At 36.8% G+C, this 13,601-nt stretch carries 16 protein-coding genes, 1 pseudogene and 1 riboswitch; of the genes and pseudogenes, 9 read left to right on the top strand and 8 right to left on the bottom strand.

What is annotated here, in order from left to right; all coding sequences use genetic code 11:
* Positions 1-169 precede the first annotated feature (169 nt).
* Both MKY76_RS04345 and MKY76_RS04340 read left to right on the top strand, forming a co-directional pair.
* Positions 170-373, top strand: a complete 204-nt coding sequence (locus tag MKY76_RS04345) for a hypothetical protein (protein ID WP_004224696.1) — start codon at positions 170-172, stop codon at positions 371-373.
* A gap of 96 nt (positions 374-469) precedes the next feature.
* Positions 470-1,012: pseudogene (locus MKY76_RS04340) on the top strand (GNAT family protein).
* A 37-nt stretch (positions 1,013-1,049) separates the two neighbouring features.
* Here the strand turns inward: MKY76_RS04340 and MKY76_RS04335 are convergent.
* The 8 genes from MKY76_RS04335 to MKY76_RS04300 all read right to left on the bottom strand — a co-directional run bounded on the left by MKY76_RS04335 (position 1,050) and on the right by MKY76_RS04300 (position 6,351).
* Positions 1,050-2,030, bottom strand: coding sequence for an LD-carboxypeptidase (locus tag MKY76_RS04335; RefSeq protein ID WP_313871371.1), 981 nt, complete (start codon positions 2,028-2,030; stop codon positions 1,050-1,052).
* Positions 2,027-2,542, bottom strand: coding sequence for a GNAT family N-acetyltransferase (locus MKY76_RS04330; protein ID WP_313871369.1), 516 nt, complete (start codon positions 2,540-2,542; stop codon positions 2,027-2,029). The genes MKY76_RS04335 and MKY76_RS04330 overlap by 4 nt, the downstream gene beginning before the upstream one ends.
* The gene (locus MKY76_RS04325) at positions 2,514-2,660 is read right to left on the bottom strand and encodes a hypothetical protein (protein ID WP_175400735.1); all 147 of its coding nucleotides are present in this window, start codon (positions 2,658-2,660) and stop codon (positions 2,514-2,516) included. The genes MKY76_RS04330 and MKY76_RS04325 overlap by 29 nt, the downstream gene beginning before the upstream one ends.
* A 17-nt stretch (positions 2,661-2,677) precedes the next feature.
* Positions 2,678-3,781 carry a GNAT family N-acetyltransferase gene (locus MKY76_RS04320; RefSeq protein WP_342557462.1) on the bottom strand — a complete coding sequence of 368 codons (1,104 nt, stop codon included), beginning with the start codon at positions 3,779-3,781 and terminating at the stop codon, positions 2,678-2,680.
* Positions 3,782-3,913: 132 nt separating this feature from the next.
* Positions 3,914-4,393 (bottom strand): hypothetical protein, encoded by a 480-nt coding sequence (locus MKY76_RS04315; protein WP_342557461.1) that lies wholly within the window; start codon positions 4,391-4,393, stop codon positions 3,914-3,916.
* A gap of 6 nt (positions 4,394-4,399) precedes the next feature.
* A complete protein-coding gene (locus tag MKY76_RS04310) occupies positions 4,400-5,062 on the bottom strand; it encodes a TrkA family potassium uptake protein (RefSeq protein ID WP_004224679.1) in 663 nt (220 codons plus the stop codon).
* A 141-nt stretch (positions 5,063-5,203) separates the two neighbouring features.
* Positions 5,204-5,659, bottom strand: a complete 456-nt coding sequence (locus MKY76_RS04305; protein WP_004224678.1) for a redoxin domain-containing protein — start codon at positions 5,657-5,659, stop codon at positions 5,204-5,206.
* Positions 5,660-5,808: 149 nt separating this feature from the next.
* On the bottom strand, positions 5,809-6,351 hold the full coding sequence (locus MKY76_RS04300; protein ID WP_004224676.1) for a peroxiredoxin: 543 nt from the start codon (positions 6,349-6,351) through the stop codon (positions 5,809-5,811).
* A gap of 406 nt (positions 6,352-6,757) precedes the next feature.
* On the opposite strand from MKY76_RS04300, the gene MKY76_RS04295 reads away from it, so the two are divergent.
* From MKY76_RS04295 to thiW, 7 genes are all read left to right on the top strand, one after another.
* Positions 6,758-7,300, top strand: coding sequence for an XRE family transcriptional regulator (locus MKY76_RS04295; protein WP_004224674.1), 543 nt, complete (start codon positions 6,758-6,760; stop codon positions 7,298-7,300).
* A gap of 17 nt (positions 7,301-7,317) precedes the next feature.
* Positions 7,318-8,424, top strand: a complete 1,107-nt coding sequence (locus MKY76_RS04290) for an ABC transporter ATP-binding protein (RefSeq protein ID WP_048391964.1) — start codon at positions 7,318-7,320, stop codon at positions 8,422-8,424.
* The gene (locus MKY76_RS04285; RefSeq protein ID WP_048391965.1) at positions 8,414-9,223 is read left to right on the top strand and encodes an ABC transporter permease; all 810 of its coding nucleotides are present in this window, start codon (positions 8,414-8,416) and stop codon (positions 9,221-9,223) included. The genes MKY76_RS04290 and MKY76_RS04285 overlap by 11 nt, the downstream gene beginning before the upstream one ends.
* A complete protein-coding gene (locus MKY76_RS04280) occupies positions 9,220-10,017 on the top strand; it encodes an ABC transporter permease (protein WP_048391966.1) in 798 nt (265 codons plus the stop codon). The genes MKY76_RS04285 and MKY76_RS04280 overlap by 4 nt, the downstream gene beginning before the upstream one ends.
* Complete coding sequence (locus MKY76_RS04275; protein ID WP_054549818.1) at positions 10,014-11,087, top strand: ABC transporter substrate-binding protein; 1,074 nt, start codon at positions 10,014-10,016, stop codon at positions 11,085-11,087. Before MKY76_RS04280 ends, MKY76_RS04275 begins: the two co-directional genes overlap by 4 nt.
* A gap of 491 nt (positions 11,088-11,578) precedes the next feature.
* Positions 11,579-12,775 carry an MFS transporter gene (locus MKY76_RS04270; protein ID WP_048391968.1) on the top strand — a complete coding sequence of 399 codons (1,197 nt, stop codon included), beginning with the start codon at positions 11,579-11,581 and terminating at the stop codon, positions 12,773-12,775.
* A 66-nt stretch (positions 12,776-12,841) separates the two neighbouring features.
* Positions 12,842-12,949, top strand: a riboswitch (TPP riboswitch).
* Between the two features lie 93 nt (positions 12,950-13,042).
* Entirely contained in the window at positions 13,043-13,543 is a 501-nt protein-coding gene (gene thiW / locus MKY76_RS04265) for an energy coupling factor transporter S component ThiW (RefSeq protein ID WP_342557460.1), read from the top strand.
* Positions 13,544-13,601: the final 58 nt, after the last annotated feature.

Raw genomic sequence — 13,601 nt, 5'->3', positions numbered from 1 at the left:
GGTAGAAATGATAGCCATCTCTGTTTCACTATACTCATTATCATTCGAGTAAAAGCTATGTCCTTATGGATTGACGCTGACAACAAACAATTAGCTTACACTATCACCCAAAATAAAATGTTTACACTCTAGTAAAAAAGTGAAAGTTAATAGTAAGAGGTGATAGTGAATGAATGATAAAAAACAGGCAAAAACACGTAATACGAATAACCCTGATGTATTGGATACAGATAAAGAAAGCATTTTTGATAAACACGAGGACATGAAAACAGTAGATCCAATACCTGTCGAAGAATTGAATGAAAAAGTGAAAGATGAACAACATAAAACCAAAACTAAGGATTCCTCTGCAACAGATAAGCGCTATCCATAATGTGATCGCTGCAAAAATGAATAAATATAAAAAGTCGACCTAATTCATAATTATGGGTCGACTTTTTTATATACTATTTGTTAAAGGGGGTAAATCATGAGTAAAATACCAATTATGAAAACGGAAAGGTTACTATTAAGACCAATTACACATGGGGATTTAGAAGCAATGTATGACTACTCTTCCAGTGAAAATGTGGCGCGTTATGTGACATGGCAAGCACACACGAGTTTAGAGGATACAAAGGCTTTTATGGCATTAATTTTTAATGGCTATCAGCAAGGCAATTTGATGTTATGGGGTATTGAATATGCAGGCACAATTATTGGAACGATTGATTTTGTGACGATTAATGACACCCATAAATACGCGGAAATTGGCTATGTGCTTTCTGAGGATTTTTAGAATAAAGGGTACACAACAGAAGCAACAAAAAAACTCATTGACTTCGGTTTTAATGAATTAGATTTAGTACGTATCCAAGCACGATGCTTTGAAGAAAACATTGGCTCACAAAAGGTTATGGAGAAGTCAGGTATGCAGTTTGAAGGGTTATTACGGAAAAGTATGCTTGTTAAGGGACAATACCAAAATGTAAAAATGTACGCTATCACTGATGATGATTATAGGAACCTCTAGAAAATAAAGCCTTGCTACGATTTGCAAGGCTTTATCATTACAACCATCTTTCCAAACAGTATATCTTCTTAGCTGTGGCATCTATCCTTACTCGTTTGCCTATCGCAATTGGATGCATAGGATGTGTATGACAAATATCCACCTCTGCTAATATAGGAATCTTTATTCCATCCAACTGTTCAAGTAGAATATGATATGGCTGTCGATCCGTTCCTAAATCATCGTAGCATTCATGTTTCCCCAAAATAATCCCACTAACTTTGTTAAAGACACCATGCAATTTTAGCATTGCAAAATTCTTTTCAACAACAGCAGCATTTTTTAAGCAGTCCTCCACTAATAAAATATCACCTTCCACAATTTTAGGGAAATACGGCGTACCAATAAATCCATACATGGCATTGGCATTCCCGCCAATTAACCTTCCTTCAGCAACCCCATCCTGAATCGCTAACCATTCATTCTTCTTGAGTTTTTTATCCACTGTCTTCTCTAGCCAATTAACAGGTTCATCCGACCAATAAGAAGGCATTGGAATTTCGTATGGTAATGCTTGAGGCTTAAAGAAATAATGCTCAAAAAATTTGAAGGTATCATTTACCAATGGTTCAAACTCGCCAAAGGAAGGTACGAGGGCTGGACCATAAAAAGTTGAGATTCCCGTCTTTGCATAAAGTGCCAGTAGAACGGCCGTTGCATCTGAATAACCTACGACCAATTTGGGATGTTGACGAAAAGCCTCATAATCAATATAAGGTAGCATACTATTGGCATTGGTGCCCCCTATCGTAGACATAATCATATCCACATTTGGATTACGTAATAACTCATTCAATTCTTCTGCTCTTTCTTTTGGCGAACCTGAACGATAATAATCAGTTTTACCAGTTAGAGAACCTGTCACGATTTGAAAATTTTTATTCTCGAGAAATGCTTTAGCACGTTCATATCGTTCCAAAGCCGTCACCGTTGCTGGGGAGGACGGGGAATAAATGCCGATGTTCATTTTTGAAGTCATACGGTAGTTCCTTTCCCAATCAATAGTTTTGACATGTAGTATTCATTAATATATTGTCCATCTACATACAGCGAAGCCCGCTTCATTCCTTCGATATCAAAGCCCATTTTCTTATACAAAGCAACACCAGCCTCATTATTTTCCATGACGGTTAATTCTAGACGATGTACACCATTCACTATTGCCCAATTTTCTACTTGTTGAAATAAAGCTGTTCCAATTTTTCTTCCTCTATAGTCACTATGTATGCCTATGACAAGATAAGCACGGTGAGCAATTCTTGACGGCTCATTGCCTTGTACAATTAAGTACGCCACAACCTGCTCATCCATTTCAGCTATGAACAAAGCTGAGTGGTGACTATGATATAGCTTATCTATATACTCCCCAAATGGCTTAGGTGCTAAATTGCGCTCACCTGGTCCAAATAACATAAAATTTGATGCCTCTGCATTTGCCATAACAGCTATAATTCGTTCACTGTCATGTCGGGTTGCTTCTCGTATGATCATGTTGAACACGCTCTCCTTCTAAAATATAGTCACCTGAATCCTCAATTCTTTTGTATTTATATGGACCTTGCCACCAAAGTATCTCATCACCCAGTGTTAGTTTTGCTGGAATTCTCATACTTTTCTTCGTCCCTTCTAGTAGGTTTGAATTTTAGCTACTAGCTTTTCATCCCTAAAATGGAGTGTCTCAGTATCTATGAGTGTGTATTCTTGTAATGTGGGATGATTTTCTATCCAGCGATCAAATGCCCTCCTTCTCTCTTGATCATTATAATGGGGACAATAGGTACCTGATAATAGTCCTAAGCCATTCCATTCCTCAAAATCATCATATGTATTTTCACTATAGCATTTTTCAAACCAACACATTGCCCCAGCACTGATGCCAGCTAATATAATCCCTTTTTGATAAGCTTCCTTTAACAATTTATCAAAACCATATTCTCGCCACTTTTCAAGAAGATAACCTGTATTCCCTCCACCCACATAGATAATATGCTGCGCTAGTACTTTTTCTCGAATGCTTCTATCATGCATATCTTTTTGCAAGATATGGGTTGCATCACAATGATGGAATGCTGTATAAAACTTCTCGATATACCCTTGTGCATCATTACTTGCTGTGGGAATAAAACAAATTTTAACTCGTTCATTTTTCTGAGTTTGTCGTAAAATATACTCATCGATAAATGAAGGGTTCTGCTGAGAAAACCCACCACCTGATAGGGCAATGATTTGTCTTATCGGTTGAATATTTTTACTTAATTCATAGACAGCTTGTTCCTGCCCAAATCTTTCTAACATCTGTACATTCTTCATTCCTAATTTTTCGAGCAAGCGACATGATGCCTTGTTCGCTGTTTGTGTTTCTGCCACAATAGATTCTATATTCAGATAATTCAAACCATCCTGAATTACCTGCGTTAGCACTTCAAAAGCTAACCCCTTCCCCCAAAACTGAGGTAAAAATTGATAGGAAAGCTCATATAACTCCTTATCATGGTATTCATCGATTGAGACAAGACCTATAAATTCACCTGTCTCCTTTAAAGTAATATATAAATATGTATTAGGGAATGGCGCTTCTAGCATGCCTTTAAAAGATGCTTCTATATAGCTGTTTGATGGAACACCACCGAGATAAGTTCGAACTTGTTTATTAGAGTAGAGTTTTTGTATATCTGTAAAATGCTCTGGTTGTAATTGTTCGATTACACAATTAGTTGACATGATTTTCATTACATCTAGCCCCCTTCTTTATGTCAAAGTTTAATCTAACTCTCTCGATGAAATCAAATATTTTTTCCAATTTTTCTTAAAAATAGAATAAAAAAGTAGTGACCAGCATGAATTGCTGTATCACTACCTGCATTATTGCCCGTATTGTTCAAGTAATCGTTGCGTGTTGGTCGATTGTTCGAGTACCTTTTTCTCTTTTGCCCAATAAACCAAATATTGTGCATCATCCACACGAAAAACCATTTGCTGTAACTCTTCATCAAGTTCAGAACTAATAGCCACTTTTAATATTTCTACCTCATAAAGAGGCTTATCCTGCATTTTATAAACGATATGATATACAGGCTTTTCTTCAAAAATAGTTCTTTCCTTTTTGGAAAGCTTCCTTACATGACTTAAAGGATATTTCTCAATAAAGTCTTGTGCTTCATCGCCTGTAGCATGAAATAGTGATTGATCTCCTTGGAATAATTCAATGTCGTCAATTTCTGTGGCATGATTTAGAACAAGAGAAATAGCTTCATCTTCACTTTTTTCTCTGTTTTGCATAATAAAAGCACCGACTAATAAAATACCAGCGAATATAACAAGTCTCCATCTGCGTTTCGTCATTTGCTCTTACCCATTCAAGGCCTTTTTAACAAAGCGATTTATATCAACATCAGCGCCTATAACAAGCATAATATCTCCTAATAAAATCTTGTCACTCGCCTGTGGAGATACGATAATATCAGCCCCACGCTTAATTCCTACAATATTGATGCCATATTTAGCGCGAATATCTAAATCCATAATGGAATAGCCAGCAATCGCATCATTAGCCTTTAATTCCATAATGGAGTGTTCATCTGATAGCTCTAAATAATCTAGAACAGTATTCGACAACATATTATTAGCAATACGAATACCCATATCTCGCTCAGGATGGACGACGAAATCTGCGCCAATTTTACGTAAAACCTTTTCATGGTAATCGTTTTGAGCTTTTACTGTAATTTGCTCAACACCAATTTCCTTTAAAATGATTGTTGTTAATATACTTGCTTGAATATCTTCCCCAATTGCTACAATCACGTGCTCAAAATTACGAATACCTAATGAATTCAACACCGATTCATCGGTTGAATCTGCAATAACAGCTTGTGTAGCAATGGAAGCAAACTCATCTACACGCTCTGAAGAATGATCAATTGCCATTACCTGTGCGCCCTGACTCATTAATTCACGAACAATACTGCCTCCAAAACGTCCAAGCCCTATGACTGCAAACTCTTTTTTCATCATAAAAATCCCTCCGAAAACTACTATACCACCATTGTAGCCTATTCTCTGCGATATGTATTGTCAAAACAAGAGCCAATTCGTCAATGGTGGACAACAAAAAAGACGAGGACCTTAATCCCCGTCTTCAACATATCGTTATTATTCAGCGTTACGCATCTCATCTAGCACGCGGTTTACACGCTTTTCTAGCATTTTCATACCACTACCACCAGCTTGCATATGACGCAGCTGACCATCTTTATCGAACACAAAATATGCTGGAACATATTGGTTTTCAAAAGCATCTGTTAGCTTCATTTCACTATCTACAAAGATTGGTTGCACAATATCATGCTCTGCTGCTACTGCTTTAATTGTGTCTAAATCAGTATCTGCCTCAGAACGTGGCATATGTACTGCTACAACGTTTAATTCATCTTTATATTGATCGCGGAAATTGTTCACATCTGGCATTGCTTCTTTACATAAATGACAGCTTACTGACCAGAAGTGGATTAATGTTGGTTTTTTGCCTACTAATTCTGCTTTAGTTACTTCACCATTTAACCAAGTCGTTGCGCCAACTAATTCAGGCATTTGTTCACGAAGTTTCATAAAAATCCTCCTCTAAAAGATCGTTTGTCTTCAAATATTTAGATAACGGTATAAAAACTCTTTCCCAAAACAAAAATTCAGTTAAAAGTCCCCACAAGCTTGTCGTGGGGACTTTTAATTTTTCGCATAATGATTCGACTCTATTTAGATTATAGAGTTGCTTGGCCTGGACGCCAGTTAGCTGGGCAAAGACCACCAGTTTGTAGTGCTTGAAGTACACGTAGTGTTTCATCAACATCACGGCCGATGTTGTTATCAAACACTGTTTGGTATTTTAATTCGCCTTCTGGGTTGATGATGAATAAACCACGTAATGCGATACCTTCTTCTTCAATTAATACACCATATTCTTTAGATACTTGATGGTTTGTATCAGCAGCTAATGGGTATTTTAATTCACCAAGACCATTTTGCGTACGGTCTGTGTTAATCCATGCTAAGTGTGTATGGATTGTGTCAGTAGAAACACCGATTACTTCTGCATCTAAGTCTTCGAACTCGTCATAACGATCGCTCATTGCAGTGATTTCAGTTGGACATACAAATGTAAAGTCCATTGGATAGAAGAAAAGAACTGTCCATTTATCTTGTGCTTTAATATCTTCTAATGATACTTTACCAAACGATTTGTCTGAAAGTACTGCTTCCATTGTAAAGTCAGGTGCTTGTTTACCTACCATGCGTTCTGCCATAATAAATCCCTCCGAATAAATATGTAGTTTATATATTCCATTCGCACTAGCGAACTCGTCTTCTACGATAGCAGAGTAACCGCAGTTTTTCAAACAAGTAAACTCCGCCCGTTTGGATGATTAAAATGGATTGACAAAAATTCGTCAAATCCATAACTGGAATTATTGCTATTGTCTATCTACAAGCTATTTTTGACAATAATATTCTACTCTATTCAAAATTTTTCTCACTTTCATTTATACCCTATTTTTTAACATTTTACAGCTATTTTTTTCACGAAAAACGATTGCAAATTTTTTATTATTATGTATAATTGTAATGGTTTTAGTAAACTAAAAGTTTCGTTAAAGTAAACTTCATATTTCGAAAGTTTATCATTGCTAAACTTCTCTTAGGAGGGAAAAGATGCAAATAGGAGCAAAAATTAAAGCGCTTCGTTTAAAAAAAGGTCTTACCCAAGAGGAACTTGGAGAACGTACAGATTTAAGCAAAGGTTATATTTCCCAATTAGAACGTGATCTAAACTCACCTTCAATTGAAACATTATTTTCAATCTTAGAAGTATTAGGGTCAAGACCCAAAGACTTTTTTGATGATGAATCACCTGAACAGAAGGTTGTTTATACAGAGGAAGATCAATCTACCTATACAGATGAAGAAAAAAAATATGAAATTCAATGGCTGATTCCTACTTCGAATGAAAAAGAGATGGAACCCATTTTCTTAACCTTTGCAGCAGATGGCGAGTTTAAACAGTTTGAGCCTTCGCTTTCTGAAACATTTATTTATGTTGTTAAAGGTCGTATTCGTCTCGTTTTAGGGAATGAACAGTATATCGCAAGTGAAGGTAACGCACTTTATTATGACGCGACAGACCATCATCAGATTTTTAATGCACATGATGATGAAACAAAAATTTTACTTGTCGCAACAGATTCTTATTTATAGCTTAAGGAGGCGCATCCATGACAACCAATTCAATTATCCGCTTTGAAAATGTTTCAAAGTCATATAGCGACGGTACCGTCGTTTTAAAAAATATCAATTTGGAGCTTGAAAAAGGGAAATTTTATACACTCCTTGGTCCATCAGGTTGTGGTAAAACAACCATTTTACGAATTATTGCAGGATTTACGGAACCTACAACAGGAAATATATTTTTCCATGATAAAAAGATTAATGCAGTTCCTGCCAATGAACGTCAAGTTAATACTGTTTTTCAAGATTATGCGCTGTTCCCTCATTTAAATGTGTTTGAAAATGTCGCATTTGGCCTACGTATTAAAAAGCTTCCTGAAAAGGACATAAAAGAGCGTGTAGCTGAAGCCTTAAAGTTTGTCAATTTGGCAGGCTATGGTAACCGCGAAATATCTGAAATGTCTGGTGGACAACGACAACGAGTCGCGATTGCACGTGCCATTGTCAATGACCCTGAAGTAATTTTACTGGATGAGCCACTTTCAGCTTTAGACTTAAAGCTACGTACAGAAATGCAATATGAGCTACGTGAATTACAGCAACGTCTTGGTAAAACATTTGTCTTTGTTACACATGATCAAGAAGAAGCACTTGCCATGAGTGATGAAATTTTTGTCTTAAGTGAAGGACAAATTCAGCAGTCAGGTACACCAGTGGATATTTATGATGAACCGATTAACCGCTTTGTTGCTGACTTTATTGGTGAATCCAATATTGTACCCGGCGTGATGATTGAGGATTTCAAGGTTGAATTTGCTGGCAAAGTTTTTGAATGTGTCGACCAAGGGATGAAGCCAAATGAAAAAATAGACATTGTCATTCGACCAGAAGATTTAGAAATGACAACGATTGATAAAGGCAAACTTGTGGTAAAAGTGGATACACAATTATTCCGAGGGGTACATTATGAATTATCCACATACGATAAAGATGGTAATGAGTGGCTAGTCCATTCATTGAAGAAAGCAGAAGTAGGGACTGAGATTGGCTTAGACTTTGATCCTGAGGCGATTCACGTAATGCGCTTAAACGAAACAGAGGAAGAGTTTGATAAACGATTAGAATCGTATGGAGACGATGAAGATGCAAACTAAAACATCAAAATCAGCGTTATTTCCATATGTGTTATGGATTGCCTTTTTCGTTATCGCGCCAATTGCACTCGTTGTCTATTATTCCCTGCTTGATTTACATGGCAACTTTACGCTCGATAACTATAAAGCGTTCTTTTCTTCTGTTTACTTAAAGATGACTTTGAGCTCGTTTTGGTATGCATTTTTAATTACATTCTTTACACTATTAATTTCATACCCAACTGCTTATTTTTTAACGAAGACTAAGCATAAACAACTTTGGCTTCTACTTATTATTATTCCTTCATGGATTAATCTTTTGTTAAAAACATATGCCTTTATCGGCATCTTTGGGTTATACGGGCCTATTAATGCATTTATCGAAGTATTTGGCTTCGATCCAAAGCAAATGCTCTTTACCGATATTAGCTTTGTCTTTGTGTCGGTCTATATTTTTATTCCATTTATGATTTTACCGATCTTCAATTCTTTAGATCGTTTAAACCCAACGCTCATTTATGCAGCACGGGATTTGGGTGCTTCGGCTTTTACAACCTTCCGTCGTGTTGTTTTACCATTGACAATGGATGGCGTTAAATCGGGTATTCAAGTTGTCTTTATCCCTGCCCTATCCCTGTTCATGATTACTCGCTTAATTGCAGGGAACCGTGTCATTACTCTAGGCACAGCGATTGAACAGCAATTCCTTGTGACGCAAAACTGGGGTATGGGTTCCACTATTGCTGTATTCTTAATTTTATTCATGGTGATTATCATGCTAATTACGGGACAAAAGGATAAAGGAGGTCGCGTACGATGAACAAACTATCTGCTTCAGCCAAAGTCTATTTAACAATTGTTTTTATCGTTCTCTATGCTCCAATTTTCTATTTAATCTTTTACTCGTTTAATAGTGGCGGCTCCATGAATAATTTTGAATCCTTTACTTTGGAGCATTATCAAGCTGTTTTTGAAGATTCGCGTCTTCTTGTTATATTAATAAATACGGTCATCGTGGCATTACTTTCTGCTCTCATTTCTACTATTATTGGTACGCTAGGAGCAATTGGAATTGTGACGGTTAAGGATTCTAAAATGCGTAATACTTTATTATCCTTAAACAATGTCTTAATCGTCAGCCCAGACGTAATTATCGGGGCTAGCTTCTTAATTTTATTTACAATGGTAGGCATTAAACTGGGCTTTGCATCTGTTTTACTAGCCCATGTTGCATTTAGTGTACCGATTGTTGTATTAATGGTTTTACCAAAGCTACTAGAAATGAATAACTCATTAATCGATGCAGCATTAGATTTAGGGGCAACGAAAAAGGACGTTATGATGCGTGTCATTCTTCCTTATATTCAGCCAGGTATTTTTGCAGGCTTCTTCCTTGCCCTTACGTATTCATTAGATGATTTTGCCGTGACATTCTTTGTAACAGGTAATGGCTTTAGTACTTTATCCGTAGAAATTTATTCAATGGCCCGCGCAGGAATTTCTCTAACGGTGAATGCAATTTCTGGATTAGTATTCTTTGTTACGGTTTTAGTTGTTGTTGGTTATTATTTCATGACAAGTCGTACGAGTAAAAGAATGGAGGGGCATCGATGAAGTCACTAATTCAAGCTACCATCGCCATCCTTGTCGTTTCAGCCCTTTTATTCTATGCGGCTGATGCCTTAAGTGCGGGAGGCGGTAAAAGTGGAAAAGACACGTTAACCATCTTTAACTGGGGAGAATATATTGATCCTGATTTGTTAAAAGAATTTGAAAAAGAAACAGGCATTCATGTCATCTATGAAACATTCGATTCCAATGAAGCTATGATGACAAAGATTCAGCAAGGCGGAACAGCTTACGATATTGCTGTCCCTTCTGAATATATGATTGAGAAGATGAAGGAAGAAAAATTATTAATTCCTTTAGATAAAACGAAAATCCCTAATTTAAAAAATATTGATCCTTACTTTTTAGATTTACCATTCGATGCTAACAATAAATATTCTGTCCCTTATTTTTGGGGAACAGTAGGTATTGTCTACAATCCAAGCCTTGTTGGAGACTTAGACTTCTCCTCTTGGGACGATTTATGGGACCCTTCTTTAAAGCGAAAAGTCTTTTTAGTAGATGGTGCGCGTGAAGTCATTGGGATGGGCTTAAACAGTCTTGGCTATTCTCTGAATTCACTAGATGATCAGGAACTTCGTGAAGCTACTGACAAATTAATTACACTTGCACCAAATGTTAAAGCGATCATTGGAGATGAAATCACACCGTTAATGATCAATAATGAGGCAACTGTTGCCCTTACATGGTCTGGCCAAGCAGCTGATATGATGTATGAAAATGAAGAGTTAGACTTTGCTGTACCTGAGGAAGGCTCAAACTTATGGTTTGATAATATGGTCATCCCAAAAACATCAAAAAATATTGATGGTGCCCACGCCTTTATTAACTTCATGCTAAGTGCTGAATCAGGTGCTCAAAATGCTGATTTTGTAGGCTATTCTACTCCTAATATTGCCGCTATGGACTTAATGGACGAAGAAGTTGTTTCTGACGAACGCTACTATCCTTCTGAAGAACAACGCGATACATTAGAGGTCTACAAAAATTTAGGACCTGATTATTTAGGGAAATACAACGAATTATTTTTAGAATTTAAAATGAGTATCAGATAATTAAACTAGCGAATTGGTTTTCACACCAATTCGCTAGTTTTTTTCTCTGCTTATCTAACTGTTTATTAAACTAAGAACATTTTCAATCGACTATTTGCATTATTATATTTATAAAATATTTTATCTAAATTTTAATAGATTCTCACATTAGTGTATTTTTGATAGTCCATAACTTCTAACGCTCAACATCGCTACAATTTATAGCCATGCTTTATGCCATTACAGACAGACTCTCCAAATTTTTAATTCTCCCTTTATAAGAGAAGTCCCTCAATTGTTGTTGCTTTACTAATTTATCCTTCCATAGCTTCTTTTCCCTCAACTTTTATGACTAAAATGTATTATTTCATCATGCATAGGTGCGTGGATAAAAACTTTTGTGGAAAACCATTCTAAATATAGAACCAGTACTATAATCTTAACTATTAGCCAAGCAATAATTCTTTATGATAGACTGTACTATATTTGATTACAAAAAGGGGGTTCATTCGATGACCCAGCAGAAGTCCAATAAGGCGGCTTTGTATATTTTAATGTTTAATATGTTTATCGCAATGGGGAGTATTGGCATTATTATTCCTGTCATGCCAGAGTATTTAAAAATATTTGGTGCAGCAGGACAAGTTCTAGGTATGCTAATCGCAACGTTCGCCTTAGCTCAATTCGTATTTTCTCCTATTGCTGGGAATCTTTCAGATCAGTACGGACGAAAAAATTTAATTATTTTCGGTCTTATCGTAACAGGTCTTGCACAAATCGGATTTGGCCTTGCTACAGATGTATGGATGCTCTTTTTAGCACGATTTTTAGGTGGTCTAGGTTCCGCATTTGTTGCACCTCCTATTATGGCTTTTGTCGCTGACGTCACAACCTATGAAGAACGTGGGAAAGGTATGGGGATGTTGGGTGCCGCTATGTCTCTTGGCTTTATGATTGGACCTGGTATTGGTGGCTTTTTAGCAAAGGTAAGCTTACATTTCCCATTTTTCACAGCTGGAGCTGCAGCCATTGTAGCATCTATTTTATCTTACTTTTTATTACCTTCTACCAAACCAAACACTGCTCAACAGAAACAAAAGCAAGACAATCTGGCGAAGCAAATGGCTCGTTCCATACATATGCCTTATTTTGTTATGCTCATAATTATGCTGGTGTTCTCGTTTGGAATTGCAAATTTCCAAACGACATTGTCATTATTTGTGACAGAAAAGTTTAATTACACACCTGTAGATATAGCGATTATATTAGTTGTTGGTGGTGCTTTTGGAGTAGTAGTACAAATGTTTATTATTACACCACTGTTCAATCGTTATGGTGAAATGAAAGTAGTACTAGTAAATTTATTTATTGCATCCGTTGCTATTTTCTTAATATTATTTGTTTCTGGCTTTGCCCTTATTTTAGTTGTAGCAACAATTTTCTCTACAGCAACGACATTAATTCGTCCAGCTGTTAATACACTCATCTCAAAGCTTGCAGAGAAAGAGCAGGGATTTGCTGCGGGCTTGAATAATGCCTATATGAGCCTCGGAAATATGATTGGACCCGCTTTGGCAGGTTTATTATTTGACTGGAATATGAATAGCCCATATATTTTCGGTTCTATCATATTATTAGCATGTTTCTTCCTAGCGCTCATCTGGACAGTGAAAAAAGCACCTCATTTAATGCATCCCGATACAAAATAGTCTGAAAAATCATTGACTATTTTTTGCAGTATGTTACATTATTGTTGATTCACAAAATTGAATGATTTTAACCACTAGGGGAGTCTTTAAAAGGCTGAGACGTATATGGTAATATACGGACCCTTTGAACCTGATCTAGTTCACACTAGCGGAGGGAAGTGGCGCTACTTGCTGTTGTCACTATACACACAAGGCCGCTTCCTATTGTTTAAAGGGGGTGGCCTTTTTATTTTTCCTCACGAACTTTACCAAATAGGAGTGAACTTTATGTCAATTCGTAAATTAACAGTCATGGCTTTATTAGTAGCCGTTGCTGTTGCAGGCTCTACTTTCGTATCCATCCCAACAGGAATCGCACGTGCTTACCCCGTTCAGCATGCTATTAATGTGATAGGAGCCATTATACTTGGACCCGTACCAACAGTTATAGTTGCCTTTGTCACTGCCATCATTCGTATCCTTACTGGAACAGGCTCTCTACTAGCTATCCCTGGTAGTATCATCGGTGCGTTCTGTGCTGCCCTTGCCTATAAATATAGCAATAAAATGTGGTTAGCTGGTATCGGAGAAGTTATCGGAACGGGCATTCTGGCTTCACTTATTGCCGTCCCTTATGCAAAATTATTCATGGGAACATCTGTAGCAGTATTCTTCTTCCTACCAGCCTTTTTAACATCAAGTACGATCGGTGCTATTTTAGGTGTAATGGTTGCGAGTAGCTTGCGTAAAACAGAGCTAGTAAAGAGGTTTAATTCTTCTCTTTATTGAGAGAAATTGAATTATGAGCATTCATTGAGCTGGGGTAGTCCAATTTGGATCGCTTTTC

The sequence above is a fragment of the Lysinibacillus sp. FSL P4-0201 genome (genome assembly GCF_038593425.1).
GTDB lineage: Bacteria > Bacillota > Bacilli > Bacillales_A > Planococcaceae > Lysinibacillus > Lysinibacillus capsici.
This window is presented reverse-complemented; position numbering and strand designations above follow the sequence as displayed.

What these genes read in the sequence shown, in the direction of transcription:
- MKY76_RS04345 (WP_004224696.1), top strand. Translation starts at nt 170, where the DNA reads ATGAATGATAAAAAACAGGCAAAAACACGTAATACGAATAACCCTGAT.
- MKY76_RS04275 (WP_054549818.1), top strand. Translation starts at nt 10,014, where the DNA reads ATGAAGTCACTAATTCAAGCTACCATCGCCATCCTTGTCGTTTCAGCC.
- MKY76_RS04295 (WP_004224674.1), top strand. Translation starts at nt 6,758, where the DNA reads ATGCAAATAGGAGCAAAAATTAAAGCGCTTCGTTTAAAAAAAGGTCTT.
- MKY76_RS04280 (WP_048391966.1), top strand. Translation starts at nt 9,220, where the DNA reads ATGAACAAACTATCTGCTTCAGCCAAAGTCTATTTAACAATTGTTTTT.
- MKY76_RS04330 (WP_313871369.1), bottom strand. Translation starts at nt 2,542, where the DNA reads ATGATCATACGAGAAGCAACCCGACATGACAGTGAACGAATTATAGCT.
- MKY76_RS04320 (WP_342557462.1), bottom strand. Translation starts at nt 3,781, where the DNA reads ATGAAAATCATGTCAACTAATTGTGTAATCGAACAATTACAACCAGAG.
- MKY76_RS04325 (WP_175400735.1), bottom strand. Translation starts at nt 2,660, where the DNA reads ATGAGAATTCCAGCAAAACTAACACTGGGTGATGAGATACTTTGGTGG.
- MKY76_RS04290 (WP_048391964.1), top strand. Translation starts at nt 7,318, where the DNA reads ATGACAACCAATTCAATTATCCGCTTTGAAAATGTTTCAAAGTCATAT.
- thiW (WP_342557460.1), top strand. Translation starts at nt 13,043, where the DNA reads ATGTCAATTCGTAAATTAACAGTCATGGCTTTATTAGTAGCCGTTGCT.
- MKY76_RS04335 (WP_313871371.1), bottom strand. Translation starts at nt 2,030, where the DNA reads ATGACTTCAAAAATGAACATCGGCATTTATTCCCCGTCCTCCCCAGCA.
- MKY76_RS04310 (WP_004224679.1), bottom strand. Translation starts at nt 5,062, where the DNA reads ATGAAAAAAGAGTTTGCAGTCATAGGGCTTGGACGTTTTGGAGGCAGT.
- MKY76_RS04300 (WP_004224676.1), bottom strand. Translation starts at nt 6,351, where the DNA reads ATGGCAGAACGCATGGTAGGTAAACAAGCACCTGACTTTACAATGGAA.
- MKY76_RS04285 (WP_048391965.1), top strand. Translation starts at nt 8,414, where the DNA reads ATGCAAACTAAAACATCAAAATCAGCGTTATTTCCATATGTGTTATGG.
- MKY76_RS04305 (WP_004224678.1), bottom strand. Translation starts at nt 5,659, where the DNA reads ATGAAACTTCGTGAACAAATGCCTGAATTAGTTGGCGCAACGACTTGG.
- MKY76_RS04315 (WP_342557461.1), bottom strand. Translation starts at nt 4,393, where the DNA reads ATGACGAAACGCAGATGGAGACTTGTTATATTCGCTGGTATTTTATTA.
- MKY76_RS04270 (WP_048391968.1), top strand. Translation starts at nt 11,579, where the DNA reads ATGACCCAGCAGAAGTCCAATAAGGCGGCTTTGTATATTTTAATGTTT.